The organism is Rhodococcus jostii RHA1 (genome assembly GCF_000014565.1).
Taxonomy (GTDB): Bacteria; Actinomycetota; Actinomycetes; order Mycobacteriales; family Mycobacteriaceae; genus Rhodococcus_F; species Rhodococcus_F jostii_A.
Map to the genome: position 1 here is coordinate 3239456 of NC_008268.1, position 24246 is coordinate 3263701.

Sequence of the window (24246 nt, forward strand, 5' to 3'; positions counted from 1 at the left end):
GCCCACGGAGCGGCCGACTGCTCGAGAGCAGTGACTCCAACGGCTGGTGCTGAGACTCCCGCACCAGGAGAGCTTCGTGCCACTGGGGTCGTTCCCGTTAGTGGAGCACATCGGGTTCGCTCATACCGAGGGCGATCTCACGACGTTGATGGCGGTGACCAGGGGCAGGATCGACGCTGATCAGACGCGTCTCGAGCTGGAGCCGGAGTCGCAGGTCTGCGCGGGAGGGAATGCGGTGGTGCGCTCGCACTCCAGCGAGGTCTTGTGGGCCGACCTGGCCGGGACGTACTAGGCGCTGGGATTCGATGAGATCGGCGATGAGACATTCAAAGTCGCTAGTGCGCGCCCGACTGGTCGAGCCGAACAGCAAACTCGACACGACCGGGCGCTCGAAGACATCAGCGTCCAGGCACCCCCCCGGAACACGATCAACGCCAACCTGGGCTGTCGTTCATCGTCGCCTCCCGAACCTCCAAGGCCCCCAGGGAACTCGAGGATCACTTCGGCCGCCGCGGTGACACTATCGCCGAAGGTGACACCGCGGAGCTGACCCGCTCGATGGGCCACGGCCCTGACCGGCGCGACCGCAGGGTGGTGTGGCACTTTGAAGTGGCAGCGCGCCCAACGCGACCGGCGCACCACTAACGCGCAGATCGAGCGGGCCCAGCGCGTAGGCGACCTGGCAGAACCACTACGAAGGTAACGATCCGTCAAGGTCACCGGACAGAGCGTCATCCTGGATGAGGCATCAATCGAGCGGGCCCGCCAGTCCGCCGGCCACAAGGGCTACGTCACCGACATCGAGCCGACCGCGATGGTCGGAAATGCGGTCGTGGCCGCCTAACACACCCTGCGGAAAGTCGAGCAGTTCTTCCGCCTCGCCAAGTCCGAACTGAAGGCCCGACCGGTCTTCCACCGCACCCGCGAGTCGATCGAGGCGTACCCGACCATCGTGCTCGCCGCTCCAGCCATCGCCCGCCCGCGCCGCGCGGCCAACGCAGCAGAACACTACTGAAGCGGCCATGTTTTACGTAGTTATGAATTATTCTCTGTAGTTGCGGACTTGAAGCCTGAAGCCTATGGTGTACACCACATCCCAAGCGAGACTTGGTCGCAGTCACACAGGTTCCAGGTCTCGCACCCCTCCAGCTCGTTCGGCCCTCTAATCACCTCTGATCAAAGGGCTACAGCGAGCGGCAACCCTGCCCCATCTCAGTGTTCGAAAGGTCCAAATCGATGACCGCAATCCACGCTCCAAAGAACGACCTGGCACAGTCTGCGGAAACACCTACCTATGACGTCATCGTTGTCGGTGGCGGTTTCGGTGGCATCTATCAGCTACGCCATCTTCGGGACCGGGGATTCTCTGTGATCCTCCTTGAAGCCAGTGGCGGTTTCGGCGGGGCATGGAGCCTCAATCGCTATCCGGGGGCAAGGGTGGACAGCCACGCACCGGTATATCAGTTCACTGACGAATACCTCTGGAAGGATTGGGACTTCTCGCAGATGTACCCCGATCATGAGGAAATGCGTAGCTATTTCAATTATGTTGATTCCAAACTGGACCTGAGCAAGGACAGTCGATTCAACACTAAGGTCGTGGGCGCGACGTTCGACGAAGAGCAGCGGATGTGGAGCCTCGAAACACAGGACGGAGCCACTTTCCGGGCAAGGTTCGTGGTGTTCGCGACAGGGTCGACCACGGAACCCTACACACCATCCATCCCAGATATGGATGCGTACCAAGGAGAACTGGTTCATACCGCCCGATGGCGTTCCGATCTGGACATGACGGGAAAGCGCGTCGCGATTATCGGAACTGGCGCAAGCGCTGTTCAGGTAGTGCAGGAAGCAGGCCCAGTAGTCGAAAACCTCACGGTTTTCCAGCGCACTCCGAATATTTCGTTGCCTATGCAACAGAAGTACTTGGACGATGAGGAACAAGCCGCCCTCAAGAACAAAATGCCCGATGTTGCCGCGAAATGTCGCGAAACCCACGCAGCGATCGACTACGACTTTGACCCCCGGAGCGGTTTCGAAACCCCAGAGGACGAGCGCAATGCTGTCTTTGAGCGCCTCTGGAATCAGGGCGGATTCGCATTCTGGCTGGGAAATTTCTCGGACTATCTATTCAATGACAAAACAAATGCGCTGACATACGAGTTCTGGAAGAACAAGATCAAGCCCCAGATCAAAGACCCAGTCAAAGCAGAGCTGTTGGTCCCAGAAATCGCCCCTCATCCCTTCGGAGCCAAGCGGCCGGCCCTCCATCAAAACTATTATGAGGTGATGAATCAGACGAACGTCTCTCTTGTCTCCACCAAAGAGACCCCGATCGTCGGATTCACCGAAACCGGGATTCGCACAGCCGACGGAGTCGAGCACGGCGAGTTTGACATTATCGTTCTCGCCACAGGCTTCAACAACAACACCGGCGCACTAACCTCGATCGACGTTCAGAACGCGAATGGCGTCACTTTACGTGACAAATGGAGCCAGGGCGTAGACGCGTACCTCGGAGCAGTCACAGCCGGGTTCCCGAACGCCATTTTCGTCTACGGCCCCCAGAGTCCTGCTGCATTTGCGAACGGGTCCACGAACGCCGAGCTTCAGGGCGAGGTCATGGTCGACTTCTTCGAATTTCTTCGGTCAAACGGACTCACCCGTTTCGAATCGACAGTTGAAGCGGACAAAGCTTGGACCGCGCACATCAACGAGACCGACGACACGGCGCTATTCAATCGGGCGAAGTCTTGGTATAACGGGGGCAACATTCCGGGCAAGAAAATGCAGATGCTGCAGTATCTAAACGGCGTGCCGACATACTTGCAGTTCTGGCAGAAGGAAAAGGAGTCCGGATATACCGATGGGCTGACCGTGTCATGACTTTTCATCACGTGGTCGCTATATCATGGACCCGGTCGATCGATGACTCGAATATATCGGCTTTCGCAATTGCGCTTGATCAGCTGTCCGCCGAATGTACAGAACTGCTACATGCCTACGCTCATGGAAGAGACATCAGTTCGCGCGACGTGAGCAGCGACTACGGGATTTCCGCTGCGTTTCATGATCCAACAGGCTATGCCGAGTACGACGTGCATCCTGCTCATATTCGTGCAAAGGAGCTGCTCTCCAAGTTCGCGGCGAAATACACCGTAGTGCAATTTGAGGCGTGACTAGCACCTAGGATGCGTTAACTCGAAGCTGCAATCGCCATATCTACCACCGAAAGGGCAGGCAATGAAGAACCATTCACTGCAGACAATATCCAGTGGGCATGGCTACCTCGAAGCACCACGCTGGCACGATGGTCGACTATGGGCCAGCGACTTTTTTGGCAAGCACGTCCTTCATTTCGAAGAGGACGGCAGCCACACTGCATTCGCGACGCTCGAAGAGTCACCGTCTGGGCTCGGTTTCCTACAGGATGGATCGGTCTTAGTGGTCCTCTTGGATCCGTCGAAGAAGAAGGTTGTGCGCATCGCGTCCGACGGATCCGTCAGCGAGTACGCCGATATCGCGCATATCGCCCGCGGAATGGCAAACGACATGCTGGTATCGCCGTCCGGACATGCCTACATTGGTAACTTTGGCTTTGACCTCGGGGCTGAGGATCCGAAGGCAACAACTTTGGCCCACGTAACACCCGAGGGCAACGTAAGCAGAGTTGAAGGCGATGCGACATTCCCGAACGGAGCAGCTCTTAGTGCGGACGGTCGAACTTTGCTCCTCGCGGAGACTTTCGGTCACCGGATTGATGCTTTTGACGTAAACGCCGATGGTTCCTTGACTAATTTCCGAGTGTGGGCACAACTCGACGAGAGCATGCACCCTGACGGGATTGCACTGGACACCGAAGGTGGCGTCTGGTTCGGCAATGGCCTGACCAACGGTCCGGAGAGCGGCTTCTATCGCGTTGAGGAGGGCGGCGAGATCACCGATTCCGTTCTCGTGCCTGACGCCTGGGCTGTTGCGTGCACGTTCGGCGGATCGGACCTGGATGTGCTGTACATGTTTTGCAATGCGACCACTCTCGAGCAGTTCGGTGAAGGTAAGTCACAAGGCACCGTCCGCACCGCGCAGGTGAATCGACGTGGCGTCGCACAGTAGGCCGGCCTGAATCTCCCTAGAGGTGGGCCGTCCGTGCGGAGTTCGATCGGGCCCGAGACGGCCCGAGACGGCCCGATCGGTACTCCGTCCGTACGGAGTTCGATCGGGCCCGAGACGGACCGATCGGTACGGTGCCGAGCAGTCATCTAGTCATGCGCTTCAACTGTAGACGCTCCAGCGCTTTGCCCTTCGTTTGGCTGCGGCAGCGTATTGACCGTAATCGTCTTTCGTAAGCAACCTTGGAAGACAAGGTATATGACCACTTTAGAGAGGTTACATTATGCCCCCATCCGGTGGCGCCGACCGCAGACAGTTTTATATTAACGGTCAGTGGCGAGAGGCTGTCGACCCAGAATTATTTACTATTGCAGAAGCAGCAACCGAGCGGCCGCTGGGCGTTGCCGCAATGGGTGGTCCTTCGGAGATTGACGAAGCTGTTTTGGCCGCGCGGGCGGCACTCGACAACGGCCCCTGGGGGCGTTCCACCCCGCACGAACGGGCCGAGACTATGCGGCGGTTCGCCGATAGCCTCGAGCGCCGAGGAGAATCCACCGCGCGCTTGGTCAGTCAGCAGAATGGCATGATTAGGCCTTTATCGATTATCAGTAACGCTGCGGCCCCGGTAGCGGTACTGCGTTCAATGGCTGAGCTCGCCGAGGCACGGACTTTTGAGACTCGCCGCCCCAGCAAGAAGGGGCACACCATTGTGCGGCAAGAGCCAGTCGGTGTTGTTGGTGCAATCGTTGCGTGGAACTATCCTCAGTTGCTGGCTATGGCCAAGATCGCTCCTGCTCTCGCCGCTGGGTGCACTATCGTTTTGAAACCAGCCCCCGAAACTGCGCTTGACGCCTACGTGCTCGGGGAAGCAGCGGAAGATGCAGGTCTGCCGCCTGGAGTCCTCAACATTGTTGCTGGTGGCGTTCGCGCGGGCGAGGCCCTTGTGGCCCATCCGGGTGTGGACAAGATTGCATTTACCGGGTCAACGGCTGCAGGGCAGGCGATAGGCGAGGCGGCAGGCCGGTCCCTCAAGAGGGTATCGCTCGAGCTCGGTGGCAAGTCGGCGGCCGTTGTGCTCCCTGATGCGGATCTGGATGTCTTCGCTAGGAGCCTGGACGACGCTGTGTTCAAGAACGGGGGGCAGACGTGCACCACAAACTCCCGTATCTTGGTTCCCCATGGTCGTTCCCAGGAAGTTCTAGATGTCCTGGCTGCCTATGTGGATGATCTGGCGATGGGGGACCCGCTTGACGACGCGGTCACTTTGGGCCCGATGGTGAGCGATCGACACCGAGAGCGAGTTAGAAACTATATCCGGCTCGGGGAGTCTGAGGGATTCCAGCTTGTCCGTGGCGGCGCCGAGCCGCCTGATGGCCTAACGCAAGGGTGGTTTGTTTCGCCTACTATTTTTGGAGGCGTGGACAATAACAGTCGACTGGCGCAGGAGGAGATATTCGGTCCTGTCATCTCCGTTATCCCGTACGGGTCCGAGGATGAGGCCGTTCGTATCGCAAATGACACCGTCTTCGGTTTGGGCGGGGTCGTCTTTACTGAGGATCACGAGCATGGCCTAGATATCGCGTCACGTATCAGGTCTGGAACAATGGGGATCAATTATTTTTCGATGGACATGGGCTCCCCCTTCGGTGGCGTGAAGCACAGCGGAATTGGGCGAGAATTCGGCCCTGAGGCGCTGGATTACTATCTCGAATACAGGTCCATCTATGTCTAGTCGCCTCGGAGCCTTCCGACCCCACTCCCTGTTCAATTGGATGCCTAGAGGCTTCATGATTTACCTTCCCCCTCGGCCGGCCCGACCCTTCAATACCCACCAGAATGAGCAGCCATGACCAACTCGACAGTCAACGCCCTTTCGGCCGACGCCTGGGACGCCTCTTCCAATTCAGCCGCGCTGCCTCCGCGGACTGGCGCGCTCACAGACATTCGCGTCGTCGACCTGTCGCGGGTGCTCGCCGGACCGCTGTGCGGGCAGATGCTCGCTGACCACGGTGCGGACGTAACGAAAGTAGAGCCACCAGCCGGCGACGAAACCCGCGGTTGGGGCCCGCCGTTCGTCAGAGAAGACCACAGCACGTACTTCGACGGGCTCAACCGCAACAAGCGCAACATCAGCGTCGACCTACGAATCGAGGAAGGACAGCAACTCCTGCGCCGAATGCTCGCCGAGGCCGACGTGGTGATCGAGAATTTCAAGGCCGGGACGCTCGAGAAGTGGGGCCTGGGCGACGAAGTACTCGCCGCGGAGTTCCCGCGCCTCGTACACTGCCGGATCACCGGGTACGGTACCGACGGGCCGCTTGGTGGCGCGCCCGGGTACGACGCAGTGCTTCAGGCACTGTCCGGGCTGATGAGTATCAACGGCGAAGCTGACGGCACGGCGATGCGGATCGGGATCCCGCTGGTGGATATCATCACCGGCCTCAATGCGATGAACGGCATCCTCATGGCGCTGCACGTGCGGCGCGAGACCGGGCGCGGGCAGCTTGTCGACCTCGCGCTGCTCGACAGCGCGGTGTCGATCCTGCACCCACACGCCGGCAAATGGTTTGCTACCGGCGTCGCGCCGGAACGCACCGGCGTCGCCCATCCCACCATCTGTCCTTACGAGACGTTCATCTGCAGTGACGGACCGTTCTTCATTGGTGCCGGCAACGACCGGCAGTTCCGGTCGCTCGCCAACGCGTTGGACGCTCCCGGGCTCGCCGAGGACCCACGGTTCACGACGAATACCGATCGTATGGCGAACGCAGTACAGCTGCGCAAGGTCCTCGGCGGACTCATCGGCGGTTGGCAGCGCGAGGCCCTGGCCGCCGCACTTCGACTGGCCGGTGTTCCCTCGGGGGCCGTGAACAACGTCGGGGAGGCACTCAACCTTCCGCAGGTGCGGCACCGAAAGATGGTGATCGAATGCGACGGGTACCGAGGTGTCGGCGTACCAGTAAAGCTGTCCGAGTCCCCCGGTTCGGTGAGATTCGGCCCTCGCCACCGCGGCGCCGACACCGACGCTGTTCTCGCCGAGCTCGGATTTTCCGAGAACGAGGTTGCGTCTCTACGCGGCTCCGGGGTATTGCCGGAGTAGCGGGGCCGCAACACCCGTGAATTCCGTCATTCGGGGGCGTTCCGAGGACGGCATACCGATTGCAGCACAGTGGTTACGAACTCCGGTCCGTTGTCCATCCGCAACACCAGCGGCGGTCCACCCCACAGCGCGAACGCCTTGTCCAACTCGATCAAAGCGAGCCATAGCACCGGCCTGGAAGTAAGCGATCATCGAAACCTTCGTCGCCCCGCACTGCCCATTCGTCGTCCCCGTCGAAGACACCGAGCAGCACCGCATGCTCGGGAGGCTCGAAGTAGCGGTCGGAGTACGGTTCCAGCAGCACATGCTTCTCCGTGAGACGAACCTGCCCGAGCCCGTCGACTCGCAGAAGTCGCGCCGTCGGCCACCCCTCCCGCAGCGCCTCGGCGTCGTCGCGCAGTGCGGCGGGGCGGTCGAGGCCACCACGTGAAGCCGCGGCCAGTCGCGATCGAGTTCGATCATAGATTCACGCCCAATCTCGTAATGGTGCTTCACAATTGCTCGAAAAATCATGTTCGTACCGCGCGCTTTCGCCCATCAACTCTGAAAGCCCCGGAGGGCTCGCCTTCCAGGCACCGTACCTACCGACGCGTCATCAACGCGGTTATTCCACAGATGATCTTATCCACAATGAAGAACGGCTATCTGACACTTACTTGACTGCAAGCTAAGTGACACGACACACGAACCTTGTATCATCATATTCGTTGCACCCCAACCTTTTTAATCGATACTCAAGGCTGTTACCCTTGGCCGTGGCACGGTTCCCGCCGATCAACTGATCTCGATTAGCGAAGTGGTTTGTCGAGTGCCTTTCCCCAACAAAAACCCTCAAGGAGCACGCTATGCCGCTGTTGCATGTGACCCAGACCCCCGGCCAATCCGCCGAAGCGAAGCGTGAGCTATTGAAAAAGCTGACCGCTGCATACGTGGACGCCACAGGAGCGAAACCGGCAAGTGTCTGGGTGACGATCGAAGAAGTGTCGAAGGACGATTGGGCCATCGGCGGTGAGACTCTGACCGAACGAGCCTCGAAGCCGGCCTGACCGACTTTCGGCGAGCGACTCCGACTTCTCGTTCGGCCACCTCGGTCGCGCGAGAGGCCGGAACCCACCCTCGGTTCTCACTGAACGTCGGCGCCCCTGATCAACTGGAGTGGTGCCCTCCGCTCACCTGCTGAGCGGAGGGCACCACGTCGAGAAACTCGTCGATGCCATCAAATGTTGCGGAAACGGCGTAGTCGGCGTTGCCGTCCTTGATTCCGAGATCTCGGCCGTGCCGATACTGAACAATCTGCGGACTGCAGCCGAAGTCGGGACCGACAACTACAAGTCAGTCATCGTGACTGATTGACCCTCACACAAGGAGCAACTTTCATGGATGATCCCGTTCTCGTCCAGCGCGACGGTGTTATCGAGACCTGGACAATCAATCTGCCCGAAGAACGCAACCCGATCTCCGGCGAGGACGTGATCGACGCGCTCGTTGCGTGCGTGGCCGCTGTCAATGCCAGCCATGAGACCAGAGCAGTCATCGTGACGGGCGCCGGTTCCGCGTTCTCGGCCGGCGGTAACGTGAAGGACATGGCGGAAGGCCGCGGGCTCTTCGGAGGCAAGCCTCACCAGCAGCGCGAGGGGTATCGGAAGGGAATTCAACGTATACCTCGGGCGATGTACAACTGCGACGTCCCCCTGATTGCGGCGGTGAACGGACCCGCAGTGGGCGCCGGCTGCGATCTCGCGCTCATGTGTGACATGCGGATCGCCTCCGACACGGCCTTCTTCGCCGAAAGCTTCGTCAAGCTGGGCATTATCCCCGGGGACGGTGGAGCGTGGTTGCTGCCACGCGCGATCGGCGCGGCCCGCGCTGCCGAGATGACGTTGACCGGGGACCGCGTCGACGCGGCGACTGCACTGGAATGGGGGCTGGTCTCCCGGGTCGTCGCCCCGGAGCAGCTGCTCGACGAGGCGCGCGGGCTGGCGGAGCGCGTAGCGGTCAATCCGCCGAACTCGGTGCGGATGGCAAAGAAGCTTTTGCGTGAATCCCAGCATCTGAGTCTCGATAGTTTGCTCGAGTTGTCCGCTGCCATGCAAGCGCTGTCCCATCACACCGCCGACCACCGTGAGGCCGTCAGCGCGTTCATGGAGAAGCGTCCGGGTTCCTTCACAGGTGAGTAGCACCTGAATCGCTCGAGGCTGCGTCGGTATCACCGGAGAATGACCGCCCAGCCGCCCGCGAGCACAGTATGAGAACCACGAACGAGCAGATCTATCACCGCCTGACCCAATGACATGCGCTGGCCGTGGAGGCAGTCGTCACGGTTCTAGACTCGAGGTGCGATGGAGGTGCGCGATGGACAACGGATCCGTCCTGCAAGCCCATGACCTGCGGCCGCCGTGGGGGCTCACGGCGGCCGCAGCCGGCTGTGTGGCGGTGGTCCTGACCTCACGCTGCAGGTGCTGGTCGTCGCCGCCGTACTCGCCGGTGTGGCGATCCCGGCGTTCCATCGCACACGTTGTCGCCCGTTGTCGCCCGTTGGCGGCCCGGTGCGCCTCGATCCGCGCCGGGTTGTGCGTGCCCGCGATCCCGTTGTCGGTGCTCGTGCTCGTCGATTCGCTCTGACCGGCGCCGGAACCGCACACTCCTCCCATGCAGCAACTCCTCGCGGACAACGAACTCGCCCTCACCGTCGTGATGTGCGTGGTCGTGGTGGCGCTCGCCGCCGCCGCGGTGCCCTGCCCGCACAGCTTCCGGCTTTTCCTCCGCGCCTTGGCCCGCCGAGCGTCGATAGATTCCCGCCCGCATCCCGTCGAACCCTCAGGGGCGCTAGCCGGTCAGGTGGTTGGTGCGCGTTCGAGGAGTGCGGGACGCCCGTGGTCCCCGGACGGGATCGGGTAGAAGGTGTGGTGGGTGGTGGGGTCGACCACCACGACGTGCGCGCCATCGGCGAGGTGACCGGACCCGACCTCGGTAAGGTGTCCGCCCTCCTGGTCGAACACGCTGACGGTGCCGCTCTCGGCGGCAACGTAAAGGCGGTGCGCCCCTTGGTCGTAGGCGAGCACATCTGGTTGCCTGCCGACCCCGGCGGCACCGGCGGTCTTCCAGGTCGCCAGGTCGACGGTGAGCAGGGTGGCATTGTCCTCGCAGGCAACGAACGTGAGCCGTGCCGGTGGGTCGAGGGCGAGGCCGTGGCCGCCGCGGCATCCAGGTGTCGGAAGCCTGCGGATGACGGTAAGGGTTTCGGGGTCGATGGCGGCGAGATCGCCCGTGCCTTGGACCGCGACGAGCATCTGGTCGGCGACCGGGTCGTAGGCGACGTTGCCGACGTCGCCGCCGAGGTCGACTGTGCCGCGCACGCGTGCGGTGGCGGCGTCGATGACGGTCTCGGTGCCGCCGGATTCGTTGGTAGTCCACACCGCACCGCGTTTCGGGTCGTAGGCGATCCCGTCCGGGTAGTCACCGGTGGGGGCCTGTCCGAGCACGGCGGCGGTGTCTTCGTCGAGGAGGACCAGTCGATTGTCGCCGGTGGCGGTGACGTAGACCCGGCGCAGCTCGGGGACGACGAGGACGCCGTGTGCCTGCGGCAGGTTCAGGATCGTTCGGACGACCTGCTGGGTGTGGACGTCGACTTCGATGACCTCGCTGGCGCCGAGGTGTGCAATGAACAGCAGTCCCCGCTCGGAGTCGAGACTGCCGTAGTCGAAGCGTGAATTGTCGCCGGGAAGGGCGATCTCCGCGACCGGGCGCAACGGCAGCGGGCCACTCTCCGGTGGTGTCGACCGGGACGAGCACCCGCCGACCAGGATCGACGCCATAACGAGTGCGGGCAGCAGCCGGGCTGGTCTCGGTCTGCGCCGGTCACCGGTACGGGTGCCCATCCCAGCTCCTGTCTGCTTCCTGACTGGTCAGGTTCCGGGCGTGACGTGGGTGGCCGCCTCTTCGTCGTCGACGGCCTCGAACGCGACGGCCACTTTCACGGTAACCACGGTTACAGTCCAGTGTCCAGGTGCGCGCCCAAGTCGCCCCACCGGCCCGCGAACCCACGGATAGACATCGCAGTGAAACCGTGGTTACATCACGGTTGTGGAACCTGGACCGGCACCGGCCGAGCGACCCGACGAGTGGGTGATGCTGGCGTATCGCATCCCCCGCGAGCCGTCGACGCCGCGGATCGCGGTGTGGCGCAAGCTCCGCAAGTACGGGGTGTTCCAGCTCGCCGACGGGGTGGTGGTGCTGCCCGCCTCGGCCCGCACCCGCGAGCAGTTCGACTGGGTCGCCGAGGAGATCGTCGAGGCGCACGGGCAGGCGGAGGTGTGGACCGCCGCCCCCACCACCCAGAACCAACAGGACCGGATGCGGGCGAAGCTCTCGGCCGATCGGGCCGCCGAATACGACGAGATCACCGACGCCGCCGAAGCGGCACGCTCACTGCCCGACCCCGACGGATGGACCAAGAAACTCACCCAGCTGCGCCGCCGGATGCGGGAGATCGACAAACGCACCTTCTTCCCGACCGCCCAGCGGGACGGCGCGGAGGCCGCGTTAAAGGGGCTGGCGACCGGCCGGCCCGCGGAAACGCAGGTGCCGCAATGAGGTGGGCGACCCGCGCCGGGATCCACATCGACCGCGCCGCCTGCGCGTGGTTGATCCGCCGCAATATCGACCCGGACGCCAAATTCCTGTGGGTGACCGATCCGGCGGACGTCCCGGACGATGCGACCGCGTTCGACATGCGCGGCGTCGAACTCTCGCACCACCACGGTGATTGCAGTTTCGAGACGATCCTGCGCCGCTACGAACTCACCGACCCGGTGCTGTGGGTACTCGCCGAAATCGTGCACGAGGCCGACATCGACGACGGAAAGTTCGACGCCCCCGAAGCCCCCGGCCTGGACTCGGTGCTGCGCGGGCTGTCGTTGACCGGCACCGACGATCAGACCCTGGTGGTGGCGACCCGCATCTTCGACGGGCTCTACGAATTCCATCGCCAACGTGTCCTGTCCGGCCGCGAACCGTCCTGACCCCGATGCGACCCGACCATCCTGCCCCGCCCTGACTTTCATGTTTCGGAGACCGACGTGAGCAGTAACGAACCCACCACCCGCGCCACACCGGCCCCCACTTCCCGACGCCGCGACTTGATCCCGCTGCGGCAGGCGAGCTGGGCGTGGTTTCTGATCTCCCTGCAGACTTTCGGTGGTCCGGCCGGGCAGATCGCGGTCATGCAACGCACCCTCGTCGACGAGAAGCGGTGGATCGGGCAGAAACGGTTCCTGCACGCCCTGAACTACTGCATGCTGCTGCCCGGCCCGGAAGCCCAGCAGCTCGCCATCTACACCGGGTGGCTGCTCAACGGCACGATCGGCGGTCTGATCGCCGGGGTGTTGTTCGTGCTGCCCGGGATGATCGCGATGCTCGGACTGGCCGCGATCTACGTCGCGTTCGGGGCCACCACTATCGTGCTGGCCATCTTCGCCGGCATCGCCCCCGCCGTCCTCGCCGTGGTCGTGCAGGCTGTTACCCGGGTCTCGAAGCGGGCGTTGACCCGGCCCGCGCACGTGGTGATCGCGGTCTGCGCATTTTTCGCGTTGGCGCTGTTCGCGGTGCCGTTCCCGATCGTCATCGCGGTGGCCGGGTTTGCCGGCTGGCTCATCGGCCGCCGCACGCAGGGCGCCGACAACAGCGGCACAACCGAGAAGGACACTGACGAGACGCCGCCGCTGATCGCCGACGACGCTCTGCACGCCGACGCCCCCAGCCTGCGCCGGGCGGTCCTCGTGCTCGGTGTCGGTGTGATCGCGTGGGCCGTTCCGATGGTGGCTGTGGTGGTGTTCACCGGCCGGCACAGTGTGTTCACCGAACAGGGGATGTTCTTCTCCGGCACCGCTTTGGTCACTTTCGGTGGCGCCTACGCCGTCCTGGCCTACGTTGCCCAGAAGGCGGTGGAGACCTACGGCTGGCTCACCCCCGGCGAGATGGTCCGCGGTCTCGGGCTGGCCGAGACCACCCCCGGGCCGCTGATCATGGTGGTGCAGTTCGTCGCGTTCCTCGGCGCCTACCGCAACCCCGGCGACCTCGACCCCTGGGTCGCCGCGACCATCGGCGCGCTGCTGACCACGTGGGTGACGTTCGTGCCGTGCTTCGTGTTCATCTTCCTCGGCGCCCCCTACGTCGAGCGGCTCCGCAACAACACCCACCTGACCTCCGCGCTGAACGGCATCACCGCATCGGTGGTCGGAGTGATCGCGAACCTGGCCCTGTACTTCGCCGTCCACACCCTCTTCGCCGACGCCTCCCTGCTGCACTGGGGGCCGATCCACCTGCTGGTGCCCGACCTGAGCACGATCCGCCCGGTCGTCGCGGTCATCGCCGTCCTCGCCGGGGTGATGATCTACCGGCTGAACTGGTCCGTGCTGCGCACCCTCGGGGTCTGCGCCCTCCTCGGCCTCACCGCCGGCCTGGTCGGGCTCCCCGTCACCTGACCTGCGCCGCCTCCCTCACACACGTCGAATGCGCGACACCGCCCGCGCCAATGGCCAGGTAGAAGTTGATACCGCCCCGATCAGCGGCTCGTTTCCCTCGTCGATGGCCCCGCCGCAGGCTTTGTGGGCGCACCGACAGTTTCCGGCGAAAAACGGGCTGAGGTGGGGATTCCTCCACAGTGCCAACACAAGGGCTCGGACTCCTAGCTATAGCTAAAGGGTCCGCCAGACCACCCCAGTTCGCCTCAAGAAGTAGCGAGCAAACGCAGGTCGACAGGTTGTCCGTCTGAGGGGAACGGCAAGGACGTGAAGTTGAGTGGGGCGACGTAGTCGGCGTCGACGTGCCAGTCGAAGCGCAGGAGGAGGTGATGCATGATTGCTTTGATCTCGGCGCCGGCGAAGTGCATTCCGAGGCATTTGTGCACGCCACCACCGAAGGGCTCCCAGGCATATCGGTGCACCTTGTCTTCACGTCGATGCTCCGCGAAGCGTTCGGGATCGAAACGCTCGGGTTCGGGCCAGTACTGCGGCATGTGGTGGGTGAAATGTGGCACCACCGCCGCGTAGGTTCCCGCAGGCACGAAGTGCCCTTGCACCTGGGTGTCGCGAACCGCTCGGCGCGCCATGACCGGCACCGGAGAGACGATCCGGAGGCATTCCTTCATGACCAGATCGAGGCTGTCCAGTCCGTCGAGATCGGCATAACTCGGCGCCGGGGTCCCCAACGCGAGCGACTCCGCCCGGCATCTGTCCTGCCACTGCGGGTGTTGACCCAGATACTGCATCATCGTGGAGATGGTGATCGTGGAGGTGTCGTGCGCGGCCATCAGGAGGAAGATCATATGATCGACCACCTCGTCGTCGCTGAAGCGTTGTCCTGCTTCGGATTCGATGTGACAGAGCACGGAGAACAGGTCGTCCGTTTCGTGTGATCGACGCGCCGGTAGGTATTGCCGGAAGAAGTCTTCCAGGACTCGGCGTCCGTCTAGTCCTCGCTTCCACCTGGTCCCCGGGACCGGATAGCGGACCACCGAGGTTGCCGCCTGCACGCAATCGACGAAAGCCTTTTTCACCGAAGAAATCTCGCTCTCGGTAGACCCTTCCGCGCCACCCATGAAAATGTCGGTGGCGAGATCGAGAGTGAGCGCCTTGAGCGCCGTGTAGGCGCGGAATCCGTTGGTGGGAGTCCAGGCGTCGAGCGCCGAATCGATCGCCGGGTTGAGAACGTCGACGGTATTCTCGAGGCGCGATCGGGTGAAGGCTTGCTGCATGATTCGACGGTGTCGTAGATGTTCTTCCGAATCGAGAAGCATGAGGCCACCGTGAAAGAAGGGGCCGATCAGCACCGACCAGCCGTCACCGTTGACGAATGCCCGATCTTTGTTCTGCAGCACTTCCTGGCATGCGTCGGGTCCGAGGACTGCGACCCAACGCCGACCGACCATCGAGAACCAGGAGACCTCGCCGTAACGGTCCCAATGCTTTTGCATCAATGCGAGTGGATCTCGGATGTATTCGAGTACGTGCCCGACGCCGGGCAGCCCCGATCGCCCCGAGACCGGTTGCAACTGCGACTGTGCGGGTGGAACGGCCAGGATCTTGGACATGACGAACCTCAACTCCCGTCTCATCTGACAGCGCGTCCTGTCAGATGAGCGTAGTCTGCGCCATCGAGATCACGTCTGTCAATATCGATCCATGACTCCCCCTACGCCCCGTCGATACGCTGGCCTGAGCGGCGACCAACGTGCAGCACTGCGCCGCGACAGTCTGCTCGAGGCGGGATTGGACGTGTTTGCAGCCACAGGTAAGGGCGGCGCCACCATGACCGCCATCTGCGCGCACGCCAAGTTGACGGAGCGATACTTCTACGAAAGTTTCACCAGCAGAGACGAACTCCTGCAGAATGTCCTGGACGGCATCGCCGACGAGGTCCGTCAGGCCGGTCTGGATGCGCTTCGAGCGAGCACCGGGACGATCGAACAACGCGTACGAAATGCCATCGCATCGTTCGTCACTATCCTCACCGAAGATCCACGCAAGGGACGTGTTGCGATGATCGAATCCGCCGCGTCCGAACCTCTGCGCACCCACCGACGCGCAGCACTGCGGGGCTTCGCTCAGATGGTGGCGGACGAAGCCACGCGCATATACGGAGACCGAGCGTGGTCACCACCTCAAGGTGAAATCAACGGACTGCTGTTTGTGGGCGGCTTGGCCGAGCTGGTCACCGCGTGGTTGAACGACGAGATCTCCATCACGCCCGACGAGATCGTCGATGCGGCAACATATCAATTCACCTCCACCGCACACCGATGAGGGGCGCGGTGCTTGGGCTCGTAATGTTGGCCACGGGACACGGACGCGTTGTTCGAGATCGTCGTCAGATCCGGATCGAAGAAGGTTCCCGACTGGACTACGCCACCGATGGGTGACGGTACCCACATTGATGCCATGGGGGCAGTTCGTCGGCCAGAGCGAACGACAGATTGTGCAATCCGGCTTTACCCATCGAGGCAGACGCCTCGATGCACAGGAAAGTCAAGGTCCTGACGCTGCGACGAAATGCTGTTCACGCGGCTACCCAACACTTGCACTGTGCGGCATCGATCAGTGTGTAGGGCCAGTGCTTGGGGCGCACTCGCCGACGGAGGCGCCTTTTCACTCCTTCAGAACGACCGGACCGTAGGTGTCGGCGTATTCGAGCGCGAGTTCCAGCTTCAGCCTGTTCGGTCCGACGGGGCGGCCGAGCAACTCCTCGGCGCGCTGGATGCGGTAACGCACGGTGTTCTTATGCACGCCGAGCGCCCGAGCAGCCGCGTCCGGACTGCGGTTCACGGTCAGATAGCCGCGCAGCGTGCGACGCAGCATTGCGGAGGCTGCATCGGTACCGTCAAGGCCGCGCAGTTCACGGGAAACCAGCGCCCTCGCCGCGTCGGGATGGCCGTCGAGCAGGTGGACAATTTCGACGTCCGCATAGCAAATGAGCTGAGTCTCGGCCGGTCGAGATTCCGAGATGCGTTGAGCAGCAATAGCTTCAATGTGACTTTGCCGAAATCCCTGAATTCCCTTGCCCGGGTTACCAATCGCGATCCGGATCCCGGCCGGGATGCCCGGACCGATGTCCAATGCGGTGAGATCCGGCTCGACTTCCGCCGCCAGCCATGCCCAGAGCCCTCGCGATCCGGACGGCACAGTAAGCATTTGCCGAGCCCCGATCTTGGCCGCAACCGTACGGGCGGCGGAGTCCAGAACGCCGATCTCGTCCTCGGCCTGATTCGACTGTGTGTCCTCGAGCCACAGCACAAGTGCGGTGTTATGCACGAGCAAGGGGTAATTCAAACGATTCGAGGCTGCCACGGTATCGGCGATCTCGCCTCGGATGATCGCCTGCACCGTTTCTGCCTGCCGGGCGAACGCGCCGCTCAATCCCCGCTCTCGTTCCTCACTGTAGGTATCCGCGAGTACCTCCAATGAGACGTTGAGCCAGTGATTCGCCCGCTCCAGTAGCCGAATCAGGACTTTCGGTTCCAATACCGGGTCGGTGATGCGCTCACTTGCTGTTTCCGCGGCGAATCTCAGCAGAGCTTTCTGGCCGACCCGGTAGATCTGCATCAATACCCTCAGATGCAGGCCCCGTCGGGCGATTGTGCGCGCGAGACCATGTGCGGCGGGTGGGAGGTCCACCTCCGCGGACTCTCCGGTGAGCCAGACCAGCAGTGCGCGCCCTTGATCACGGGTGCTGGCTTCGAGGTCCCGTCGCAACTCTCGGTCCGCGGAAACCTCGGGAACCTCGGCCACTATCACGGCGTCGAACCTCGCGACGAGACCATCCAGGGTTCCGGGCACCAGCGCCTCCGCAGCGAACTCCCGGAGCCAGGCAAGCACCATGTCGTCAGCGGACACGTCGATACCTCCTTCTAATTGGACCCGGAGCACAAATGACGAGGGCCCAATTGGCTGATTTCGCTAAGAAACGTGCGGTTCGGTTGTGCAATTCTAATAGGAAGTGTCGTGCATCATAGGAGGCGGGGTTCACATGAGATCCGGAAGCAAGGCGCACACGAGGTGCGACGACATCGACGTGCACTGCCCCGCCGACGGCCGCCTGGTCGCGCGTGTACCGGACGAGAGTTCCGAGGCAGTGACCGATGCCGTCCGTCGACTGCGCGCCCACCAACCCGAGTGGGAAGCGCTGGGGCCGAAAGGAAGGGCCATGTGGCTGCGGAAGCTGCGGGACTGGCTTCTCGACAATGAGCGCCACCTCATCGACGTGCTGCGGTCCGAGACCGGGAAGCCACGCGCCGAAGCAGCCATCGAGCCTGCGCTCGCGTGCGACCTGATCAACTACTTCGCGGACAACGCCGGCAAGTTTCTCGCCGACGAGCGGGTGAAACCGCACGGGCCGCTGTCGGTGACAAAGCGACTGATCAAGACCGTCCGCCCCTACCCGGTGGTCGGTGTGATCACCCCGTGGAACTTCCCGCTCGCGATGCCGGCGATGGACATCATACCGGCGCTGCTCGCTGGTGCGGCGGTGCTGCTCAAGCCGTCTGAGGTAACGCCGTTGTCAGCCGTCGAACTAGCTCGGGGATGGTCGGAAATCGGTGCACCCCTGGTCTTCTCGGTACTCACTGGCCGCGGCGACACAGGTGCAGCGGTAGTGGATTCGGTGGACTTCGTGCAGTTCACCGGCTCCACCCCGACCGGTCGAGCGATCGCCGTGCGGGCCGCAGAGCGGCTGGTGCCATGCAGTCTCGAACTCGGCGGCAAAGATCCGGCCATCGTGCTGGCGGATGCGGACCTGGACCGCGCGGCAGCCGGAATCGCTTGGGGCGGACTGTTCAACGCCGGACAGGTGTGCGTGTCGATCGAACGCGTTTACGTCGAGGCGCCCGTGTACGACGAATTCGTCGCGCGACTGGTGGCACTCGTCGGCTCGCTCCGACAGGGTGACGACGGCGACGGGTATCGGATCGATGTCGGTGCGATGGCTACACAGGCCCAGCGTGACCTCGTTGCCCGACACGTCGCCGACGCTGTGGACGGCGGCGCCACGGCGCTGACCGGCGGCAAGGCCGGGAGCGCTGGCACCTTCTTCGAGCCGACGGTCCTCGTCGACGTGAACCATTCGATGGCCTGTATCCGGGAGGAGACGTTCGGGCCCACGATCCCGGTGGTCAAGGTCGCCGACGCCGACGAAGCCGTGCGCCTGGCCAACGATTCCGAGTACGGCCTGTCCGCGACGGTGTGGTGCGGAGATCGGGCCCGCGGCGAGGCGATCGCGCGCCGGCTCGAAGCCGGCGCGGTGAACATCAACGACGCCTTCTCCAACCTGTTCGCGCTGGGGTTACCGCACGGGGGATGGAAGCAGTCTGGTCTCGGCGCGCGATTCGGTGGTGAGTATGGAGTTCGGAAGTACACCCGGCAGCAGGCGATCACGGTGCCGCGCGGACCCGCAGTGAAGCGGGAGTTGCTCTGGTATCCGTACGCGCCCGGCCGCGGTCGTCTCGTCGGCCGGGTGCTGCGGGCCCTCGTCGCGCGCGACCCGCGCCGCCGCCTGTCCGTGACAAGCCGCTCGAACTCCCTGTAACGACGACAGAAGGACAGAAGGAAAATGACACAATCTCTGCACGGTCGCGTCATCGCGATCACCGGCGGTGCCCGCGGAATCGGGTTCGCGACCGCCACGGCCCTGACCAGGCTCGGCGCGAAGGTGGCGATCGGGGACATCGACGACGTCAAGCTGAAGGAGTCCGCGACCGAACTCGGCCTGGTCAGCTACCGGAAGCTCGACGTGACGGATGCCGAATCGTTCGGGGCCTTCCTCGACGACGTGGAAGCAACGCTCGGACCTATCGACGTGCTCGTAAACAACGCCGGCATCATGCCCGCCGGCCGAATCGCGGACGAGCCCGATGCGGTCACCCGCCGGATCCTCGATATCAATGTCCTCGGGGTGATCACCGGTTCCAAACTGGCTGTTCGGCGAATGCTGCCGCGCGGCCGTGGGCACGTGGTCAATATCGCCTCACTCGCAGGCGAAATCTACACACCAGGGCTGGCCACCTACTGCGCCAGCAAATATGCGGTCGTCGGCTTCACGGACGCGGCCCGGGTGGAGCACCGCGGAACGGGAATCGAGTTTTCCGCGGTGCTCCCGTCTTTCGTCAACACCGAGCTGACTGCCGGCACCAAGGGACTCCCTGGACTCAAGAACGCCGAGCCGGAGGACATTGCGCGCGCCATCGTGGCATTGATCGAATGCCCCAAACCGAAGGTGCGGGTGACCAAGCTCGTCGGTGCCCTCGCCGCGAGTCAGAAGTTCTTCCCTCGCCGGATCAGCGAAGCGCTCACCCGTGCGCTCCACACGGACAGAGTGTTTCTGGAAGACGTCGACATCACTGCCAGGCAGGCCTACGAAGAGCGGGCTCGTCACAGCTGAGCAGACTTTCGGATGCAGGTCACGAAGTCCCGGCCATGGGACGGCTACCCGTATGCGCGCCGACCTCGACCAGGCCAGACACCCGGTCGAGTCGGAAGCTGGCACGGGCAGCCATCCCAAGGCCCGCATGGACCGGGCCAGACGTGGTAAGTCTGCCGAGCGGACGATGACGGCCGGTAAGCATGAACCGACTGAGCTGACGCAGCTCACACCGACCCGAAGCGGGGGAACCCTGACGATCCATCCCCGCTTCTGCTCAATGGCGCCCGTTCCGACCTGTAACCGGCGGCCGCGAACGCCCGCTCCAGATCGTTCGGGGTGCGATTGACGACCGAAAGCAAAATCATCACCGGACGGGTCTCATGCCGAGCTGGCGGTTATGCAGAGAGGTCGGCGAGTTCCGGTCAGCGGCCGGCTTTCGAGACACGCCGGTGCGGGTTCGGCATTCGGGACGCCCGCCGAGGGAAAACCGGCAGTCCGAAGGCAGCCTCGGCAGCACCCGCATGAGCAGACGGGCCTCACGGATGCAGTACGACCTTGGTCCATCCGTCGTCGCGGGCATCGAAATGCTGGTAACCGGATTCGGCCTCGGCCAGTGGCAGTTCGTGGGAGACGATCCAGGACGGCTTGGCACGGCCCTGGTGGATCAGGTCGCGCAGCTGCCGGTTGTAGTGCTTGACGTTGGCCTGCCCGGTTCCGACCTTCTGCCCCTTGAACCAGAATTTGCCCATGTCGAAGGCGATCTTGCCGTGGCGTTCGAGTTCGTCGGGGCCGTTGCGGTCCTGGGGCAGGAAGATCCCGACCACCCCGATGTGGCCGGTGAAGCGCACCGAGTCGACGAGCCGGTTCATCGTCATCGCGGCGTCCTCGTGACCCTGCGGGTCGTGCGCCTGATAGCCGACGCACTCACAACCCTTGTCGGCACCCTGCCCGCGGGTCTGTTCCAGGACCTGCTCGACCGGGTCGCCCTTCGAATCGTCGATCGGAATGACGCCGATCTGCTCGGCGAGCTTGAGCCGGTCCGGATGCCGGTCGACGATCATCACCTTGCTCGCGCCCTGGATCATCGCCGAGTACGCCGCCATCAACCCGACCGGCCCGGCCCCGTACACCACCATCGAATCGCCGGGCTGCATGTCCGCGAGGCGGGTGCAGTGCCAGCCGGTGGGAAAGATGTCGGAGAGCATCACGTAGTCGGTTTCCTTGTCCTGGGCATCCTCGGGCAACCGCAGACAATTGAAGTCGCCGAACGGCACCCGCAGATATTCCGCCTGCCCGCCCCAGAACGGGCCCATCCCGGCGAACCCGTATGCGGCGCCGGCCATCTTCGGATCCGGGTGCACCGTCAGGCAGAACGCGGTCAACCCTTCCTCGCAGTTGCGGCAGAAACCGCAGCCGATGTTGAACGGCAGGCACACCCGATCCCCGGGTGAGACCTTGACCACCGCGTTGCCGACCTCGGCGACGATCCCCAGGTTTTCGTGACCGAGGACCATCCCGGGCTCGAGGTCGGTGCGGCCCTCGTACATGTGCAGATCCGACCCGCAAATATTGGTGCTGGTGATCTTTACCAGCACATCGGTCGGCTGCTCAATCCTGGCATCGGGCATATCCTTCACATGAACCTCACGTGGCCCGTCGTACACAAGCGCTTTCATCTCGACTCCCTGATGCTGCGTTTCCCGGTGGATCCCGGCCCGGCGGCCACAGGCGATGACATGTGAGCGACCGAATGAATCGTGCCGCTGGGGCAGACGCGACAGCGCACGGAACTGAAAACAACACCAAAACGTTGGCACACCACCACGTTTCGCGTCACAGCCGATAACAGCGGGCGCATTCCAGGCGTCGCATTCCATCCACCATGGAGTCTCCTCTTTCGGCTCCACGATTACTAGGGGTGAGATCGGTTTCCTTGATTCGTGGCCTCGGGGGCTCCTTCCCTTCACCGGTCGATGGTGTGATGCTGGACCATGTCCACCACCTCGAACAGGAGACCCGACATGGCCACCAAGGCGCTGCTGGTCCGACTCGAAGCCAAACCCGGCAAGGAAAGCGCGGTCGAGGAATTCCTCCGATCGGCGCTGCCACTCGTCGAACAGGAGCCCGGCACGAAGCCCTGGTTGGCGGTACGGTTCGGCCCCTCGACGTTCGGCATCATCGACGCATTCCCCGACGAGGCCGCCCGCGACACACATCTCAATGGGCCGGTCGGCAAGGCCCTCGGCGAACGCGCCGACGAACTCTTCGCTGCGCCGCCCGAAATCAGCTACCTCGACGTGCTCGCCGACAAGCTCTGAGCCGCCGAGTCCGCCGAACCTGTCGAATCGTGGTACACAACGACGAGACGAGCGCAGCCTGACACGTCGCCGGCCCCCCACCACACTCCCCGGACAGCCCGTTCCCGCAAAGGCCCGAGGTGAGGTCGCCGAGCGGATCGGGCGGCTTCCGCGGAATGGACCGGGGGGCGGCGGCGTGTCAGCCGGATGCGGGGCCTGGCTGATCCGACGTGGGGCGGGGGGTGTGCTGGAGTTCAGCGTTGATGCGTCGGGCCTCGGCGAGTTGGTCTTCCAGGATGATGATGCGGCACGCGGAATCGAGCGCGGTGCCCTGGTCGATCAGTTCGCGGGCTCGGGCGGCGAGACGCAGCTGGTACCGGGAGTAGCGGCGGTGGCCGCCCTCCGAGCGCCCGGGGGTGAGCAGCTTCGCGGCGTCGAGGCTGCGCAGGAATGCCTGTGTCACGCCGAGGATCTCGGCGGCGTGACCCATGCTGTACGCCGGGTAGTCCTCGTCGTCGAGCTTCCCGGCCGCGCGTCGGTCGGGCGAATCTTCCGGAATGGGGTGACACCTTTCCAACGGACAGGGCCCCCGGCGCCGTGAGGCACCGGGGGCCGGAGCGGGTTTCACTTCCTTGTTCACTGCACTTCTTCCGGCTGTCGGGCCTTCGTGCCGCCCGGCAGCCGCCGGATATGCCGGGGCCTTACACACTCATATCAACCCTTGACCGGCACATCCTGGTCTTGCGTTACTTCTCTGCGGGCAGTTCATTCTCTCCCGCACCTCGTGAACTCTTTCCTTGCGACGAGAGGAACTCTACAACGGCGACGCCTCAATGTCTACAGTCATCACTGCAGATATTCTGGAGCGGTTGACCGGGGATTTCACCTCCGGCAGCCGACTTTTCTGTCCCCGTCGGCGGCCGCTCGCTCGACGGACCGGCTCTCGTTGATCGATGACGGACGGCGAAGTGGCAGTCGCAGTAGGCGTCGAGATGTCCGCTTCCTCAGATCAGGTGTGGTCGTCCCCGTAGGTATGTCGCCGCGATCAGCAGAGCTGGGCCCCGAATCCGTCGTCGCTCAGCACGTCGCGGGTGCACTGGGCGTCGACCCACCCGGACAGCTCGCTCACCCGCGGGCGCCCTTGTCGACGAGGCTGTTGACCGGCCGAACGCGTTGAACAGGTGGTCGCCGTAGGACAGCAGGTTCTCCCGGCCCACCTCGGGGATGCCGACGGCGTCGGGGAAGACCCGTAGCGGGAACGCGGCCGCCAGCGCGGGAACCATGTCGAAGGTGGTTGCCGTCTCGAGCACCTGATCGACGAGGACCTCCGCATCCACCAGCCAGCATGCGCGCAACTTTCTGCAACGCCCGCGGGCAGAGGACCTAGTGCCACCAGTTCATGTACCTCGGGTCCGCGACGATGGCACCGGGATGATCACCACCACTGACGGTGAATCGCTGACCGGTCTGTTCTTCGGACCATCCTTCTTCGCTAGCCACATCCTCGCGTTCGAACGCAACGTCGTGAGGTCTCGACGGCTTCGGATCCCTGTCGGCGAGGGGCCGGCGGTGGGGTCGTCGATCACGTGGGGGCGCCGCGGCGATGATGACGATCCTCCGGGAGCTGCAGAGGGGGTCCGTCAGATCCTGGGTGAGGTCTGCCCTGGTGTGAACTCAGGCTCCTGTTGTGTACTGGAAGCAGCGGTGATGTGGATGTGATGCCGCTTCGAGCAGCCAGGCCCACCCAGCGAGTCCGGGGCGCGACCGGAACCAGCCATGCGGTCGCCGACCCAGGCCACCCACCGACCACTGATCCCGTTGGATAGGCGA

At 63.4% G+C, this 24246-nt stretch carries 21 protein-coding genes and 2 pseudogenes; 17 read left to right on the forward strand and 6 right to left on the reverse strand.

What is annotated here, in order from left to right; all coding sequences use genetic code 11:
- Positions 1-85 precede the first annotated feature (85 nt).
- The 10 genes and pseudogenes from RHA1_RS53590 to RHA1_RS14945 form a co-directional block, all read left to right on the forward strand.
- A pseudogene (locus RHA1_RS53590) lies at positions 86-979 on the forward strand (hypothetical protein); the annotation flags it as partial.
- Positions 980-1236: 257 nt separating this feature from the next.
- Positions 1237-2886, forward strand: a complete 1650-nt coding sequence (locus RHA1_RS14905) for a flavin-containing monooxygenase (RefSeq protein WP_011595728.1) — start codon at positions 1237-1239, stop codon at positions 2884-2886.
- Positions 2883-3179, forward strand: coding sequence for a Dabb family protein (locus RHA1_RS46020; RefSeq protein ID WP_011595729.1), 297 nt, complete (start codon positions 2883-2885; stop codon positions 3177-3179). The genes RHA1_RS14905 and RHA1_RS46020 overlap by 4 nt, the downstream gene beginning before the upstream one ends.
- A gap of 64 nt (positions 3180-3243) precedes the next feature.
- Complete coding sequence (locus RHA1_RS14910; protein ID WP_011595730.1) at positions 3244-4113, forward strand: SMP-30/gluconolactonase/LRE family protein; 870 nt, start codon at positions 3244-3246, stop codon at positions 4111-4113.
- A gap of 280 nt (positions 4114-4393) precedes the next feature.
- Positions 4394-5842: an aldehyde dehydrogenase gene (locus RHA1_RS14915; protein WP_011595731.1), complete on the forward strand. Its 1449-nt coding sequence runs from the start codon at positions 4394-4396 to the stop codon at positions 5840-5842.
- 114 nt (positions 5843-5956) lie between these two features.
- Positions 5957-7210 carry a CaiB/BaiF CoA transferase family protein gene (locus tag RHA1_RS14920; protein ID WP_011595732.1) on the forward strand — a complete coding sequence of 418 codons (1254 nt, stop codon included), beginning with the start codon at positions 5957-5959 and terminating at the stop codon, positions 7208-7210.
- Positions 7211-7466: 256 nt separating this feature from the next.
- A complete protein-coding gene (locus RHA1_RS50475; RefSeq protein ID WP_167540912.1) occupies positions 7467-7640 on the forward strand; it encodes a hypothetical protein in 174 nt (57 codons plus the stop codon).
- Positions 7641-8055: 415 nt separating this feature from the next.
- Complete coding sequence (locus RHA1_RS14930; RefSeq protein ID WP_005264727.1) at positions 8056-8256, forward strand: tautomerase family protein; 201 nt, start codon at positions 8056-8058, stop codon at positions 8254-8256.
- A 330-nt stretch (positions 8257-8586) separates the two neighbouring features.
- A complete protein-coding gene (locus RHA1_RS14940; RefSeq protein ID WP_011595734.1) occupies positions 8587-9387 on the forward strand; it encodes a crotonase/enoyl-CoA hydratase family protein in 801 nt (266 codons plus the stop codon).
- Between the two features lie 175 nt (positions 9388-9562).
- Complete coding sequence (locus RHA1_RS14945) at positions 9563-9832, forward strand: hypothetical protein (protein ID WP_041811456.1); 270 nt, start codon at positions 9563-9565, stop codon at positions 9830-9832.
- Between the two features lie 212 nt (positions 9833-10044).
- Here the strand turns inward: RHA1_RS14945 and RHA1_RS14950 are convergent, their stop codons facing one another.
- The gene (locus RHA1_RS14950; protein ID WP_011595736.1) at positions 10045-11088 is read right to left on the reverse strand and encodes a YncE family protein; all 1044 of its coding nucleotides are present in this window, start codon (positions 11086-11088) and stop codon (positions 10045-10047) included.
- A gap of 205 nt (positions 11089-11293) precedes the next feature.
- On the opposite strand from RHA1_RS14950, the gene RHA1_RS14955 reads away from it, so the two are divergent.
- Genes RHA1_RS14955 through chrA form a run of 3 tightly spaced genes read left to right on the forward strand, consistent with a single transcriptional unit; the run spans position 11294 to position 13692 of the window.
- Positions 11294-11803, forward strand: a complete 510-nt coding sequence (locus tag RHA1_RS14955) for a Chromate resistance protein ChrB (RefSeq protein WP_011595737.1) — start codon at positions 11294-11296, stop codon at positions 11801-11803.
- Positions 11800-12231 carry a chromate resistance protein ChrB domain-containing protein gene (locus RHA1_RS14960; RefSeq protein WP_011595738.1) on the forward strand — a complete coding sequence of 144 codons (432 nt, stop codon included), beginning with the start codon at positions 11800-11802 and terminating at the stop codon, positions 12229-12231. The genes RHA1_RS14955 and RHA1_RS14960 overlap by 4 nt, the downstream gene beginning before the upstream one ends.
- Positions 12232-12288: 57 nt before the next feature.
- Complete coding sequence (gene chrA / locus RHA1_RS14965) at positions 12289-13692, forward strand: chromate efflux transporter (protein WP_011595739.1); 1404 nt, start codon at positions 12289-12291, stop codon at positions 13690-13692.
- A 245-nt stretch (positions 13693-13937) separates the two neighbouring features.
- Here the strand turns inward: chrA and RHA1_RS14970 are convergent, their stop codons facing one another.
- Entirely contained in the window at positions 13938-15299 is a 1362-nt protein-coding gene (locus tag RHA1_RS14970; RefSeq protein ID WP_081437439.1) for a cytochrome P450, read from the reverse strand.
- A gap of 91 nt (positions 15300-15390) precedes the next feature.
- Here RHA1_RS14970 and RHA1_RS14975 point away from each other — a divergent pair, with 91 nt between their 5' ends.
- Entirely contained in the window at positions 15391-16011 is a 621-nt protein-coding gene (locus tag RHA1_RS14975; RefSeq protein WP_011595741.1) for a TetR/AcrR family transcriptional regulator, read from the forward strand.
- A 342-nt stretch (positions 16012-16353) separates the two neighbouring features.
- On the opposite strand, the gene RHA1_RS14980 is transcribed toward RHA1_RS14975, so the two are convergent.
- Positions 16354-17598, reverse strand: a complete 1245-nt coding sequence (locus RHA1_RS14980) for a PucR family transcriptional regulator (protein ID WP_011595742.1) — start codon at positions 17596-17598, stop codon at positions 16354-16356.
- A 133-nt stretch (positions 17599-17731) separates the two neighbouring features.
- Here RHA1_RS14980 and RHA1_RS14985 point away from each other — a divergent pair, with 133 nt between their 5' ends.
- Together RHA1_RS14985 and RHA1_RS14990 are read left to right on the forward strand one after the other, a co-directional pair.
- Positions 17732-19285: an aldehyde dehydrogenase family protein gene (locus tag RHA1_RS14985; protein WP_011595743.1), complete on the forward strand. Its 1554-nt coding sequence runs from the start codon at positions 17732-17734 to the stop codon at positions 19283-19285.
- Positions 19286-19309: 24 nt separating this feature from the next.
- Positions 19310-20137, forward strand: coding sequence for an SDR family oxidoreductase (locus RHA1_RS14990; RefSeq protein ID WP_009475854.1), 828 nt, complete (start codon positions 19310-19312; stop codon positions 20135-20137).
- A gap of 518 nt (positions 20138-20655) precedes the next feature.
- On the opposite strand, the gene RHA1_RS14995 is transcribed toward RHA1_RS14990, so the two are convergent.
- Positions 20656-21747, reverse strand: coding sequence for a glutathione-independent formaldehyde dehydrogenase (locus RHA1_RS14995; RefSeq protein ID WP_237726894.1), 1092 nt, complete (start codon positions 21745-21747; stop codon positions 20656-20658).
- A 393-nt stretch (positions 21748-22140) separates the two neighbouring features.
- Here RHA1_RS14995 and RHA1_RS15000 point away from each other — a divergent pair, with 393 nt between their 5' ends.
- Entirely contained in the window at positions 22141-22437 is a 297-nt protein-coding gene (locus tag RHA1_RS15000; RefSeq protein ID WP_009480791.1) for a putative quinol monooxygenase, read from the forward strand.
- Between the two features lie 178 nt (positions 22438-22615).
- Here the strand turns inward: RHA1_RS15000 and RHA1_RS15005 are convergent, their stop codons facing one another.
- Both RHA1_RS15005 and RHA1_RS49415 read right to left on the reverse strand, forming a co-directional pair.
- Complete coding sequence (locus RHA1_RS15005) at positions 22616-23056, reverse strand: MerR family transcriptional regulator (RefSeq protein ID WP_237726895.1); 441 nt, start codon at positions 23054-23056, stop codon at positions 22616-22618.
- A gap of 411 nt (positions 23057-23467) precedes the next feature.
- Positions 23468-23799 (reverse strand): annotated as a pseudogene (locus RHA1_RS49415) (cytochrome P450); the annotation flags it as partial.
- Between the last annotated feature and the right edge of the window lie 447 nt (positions 23800-24246).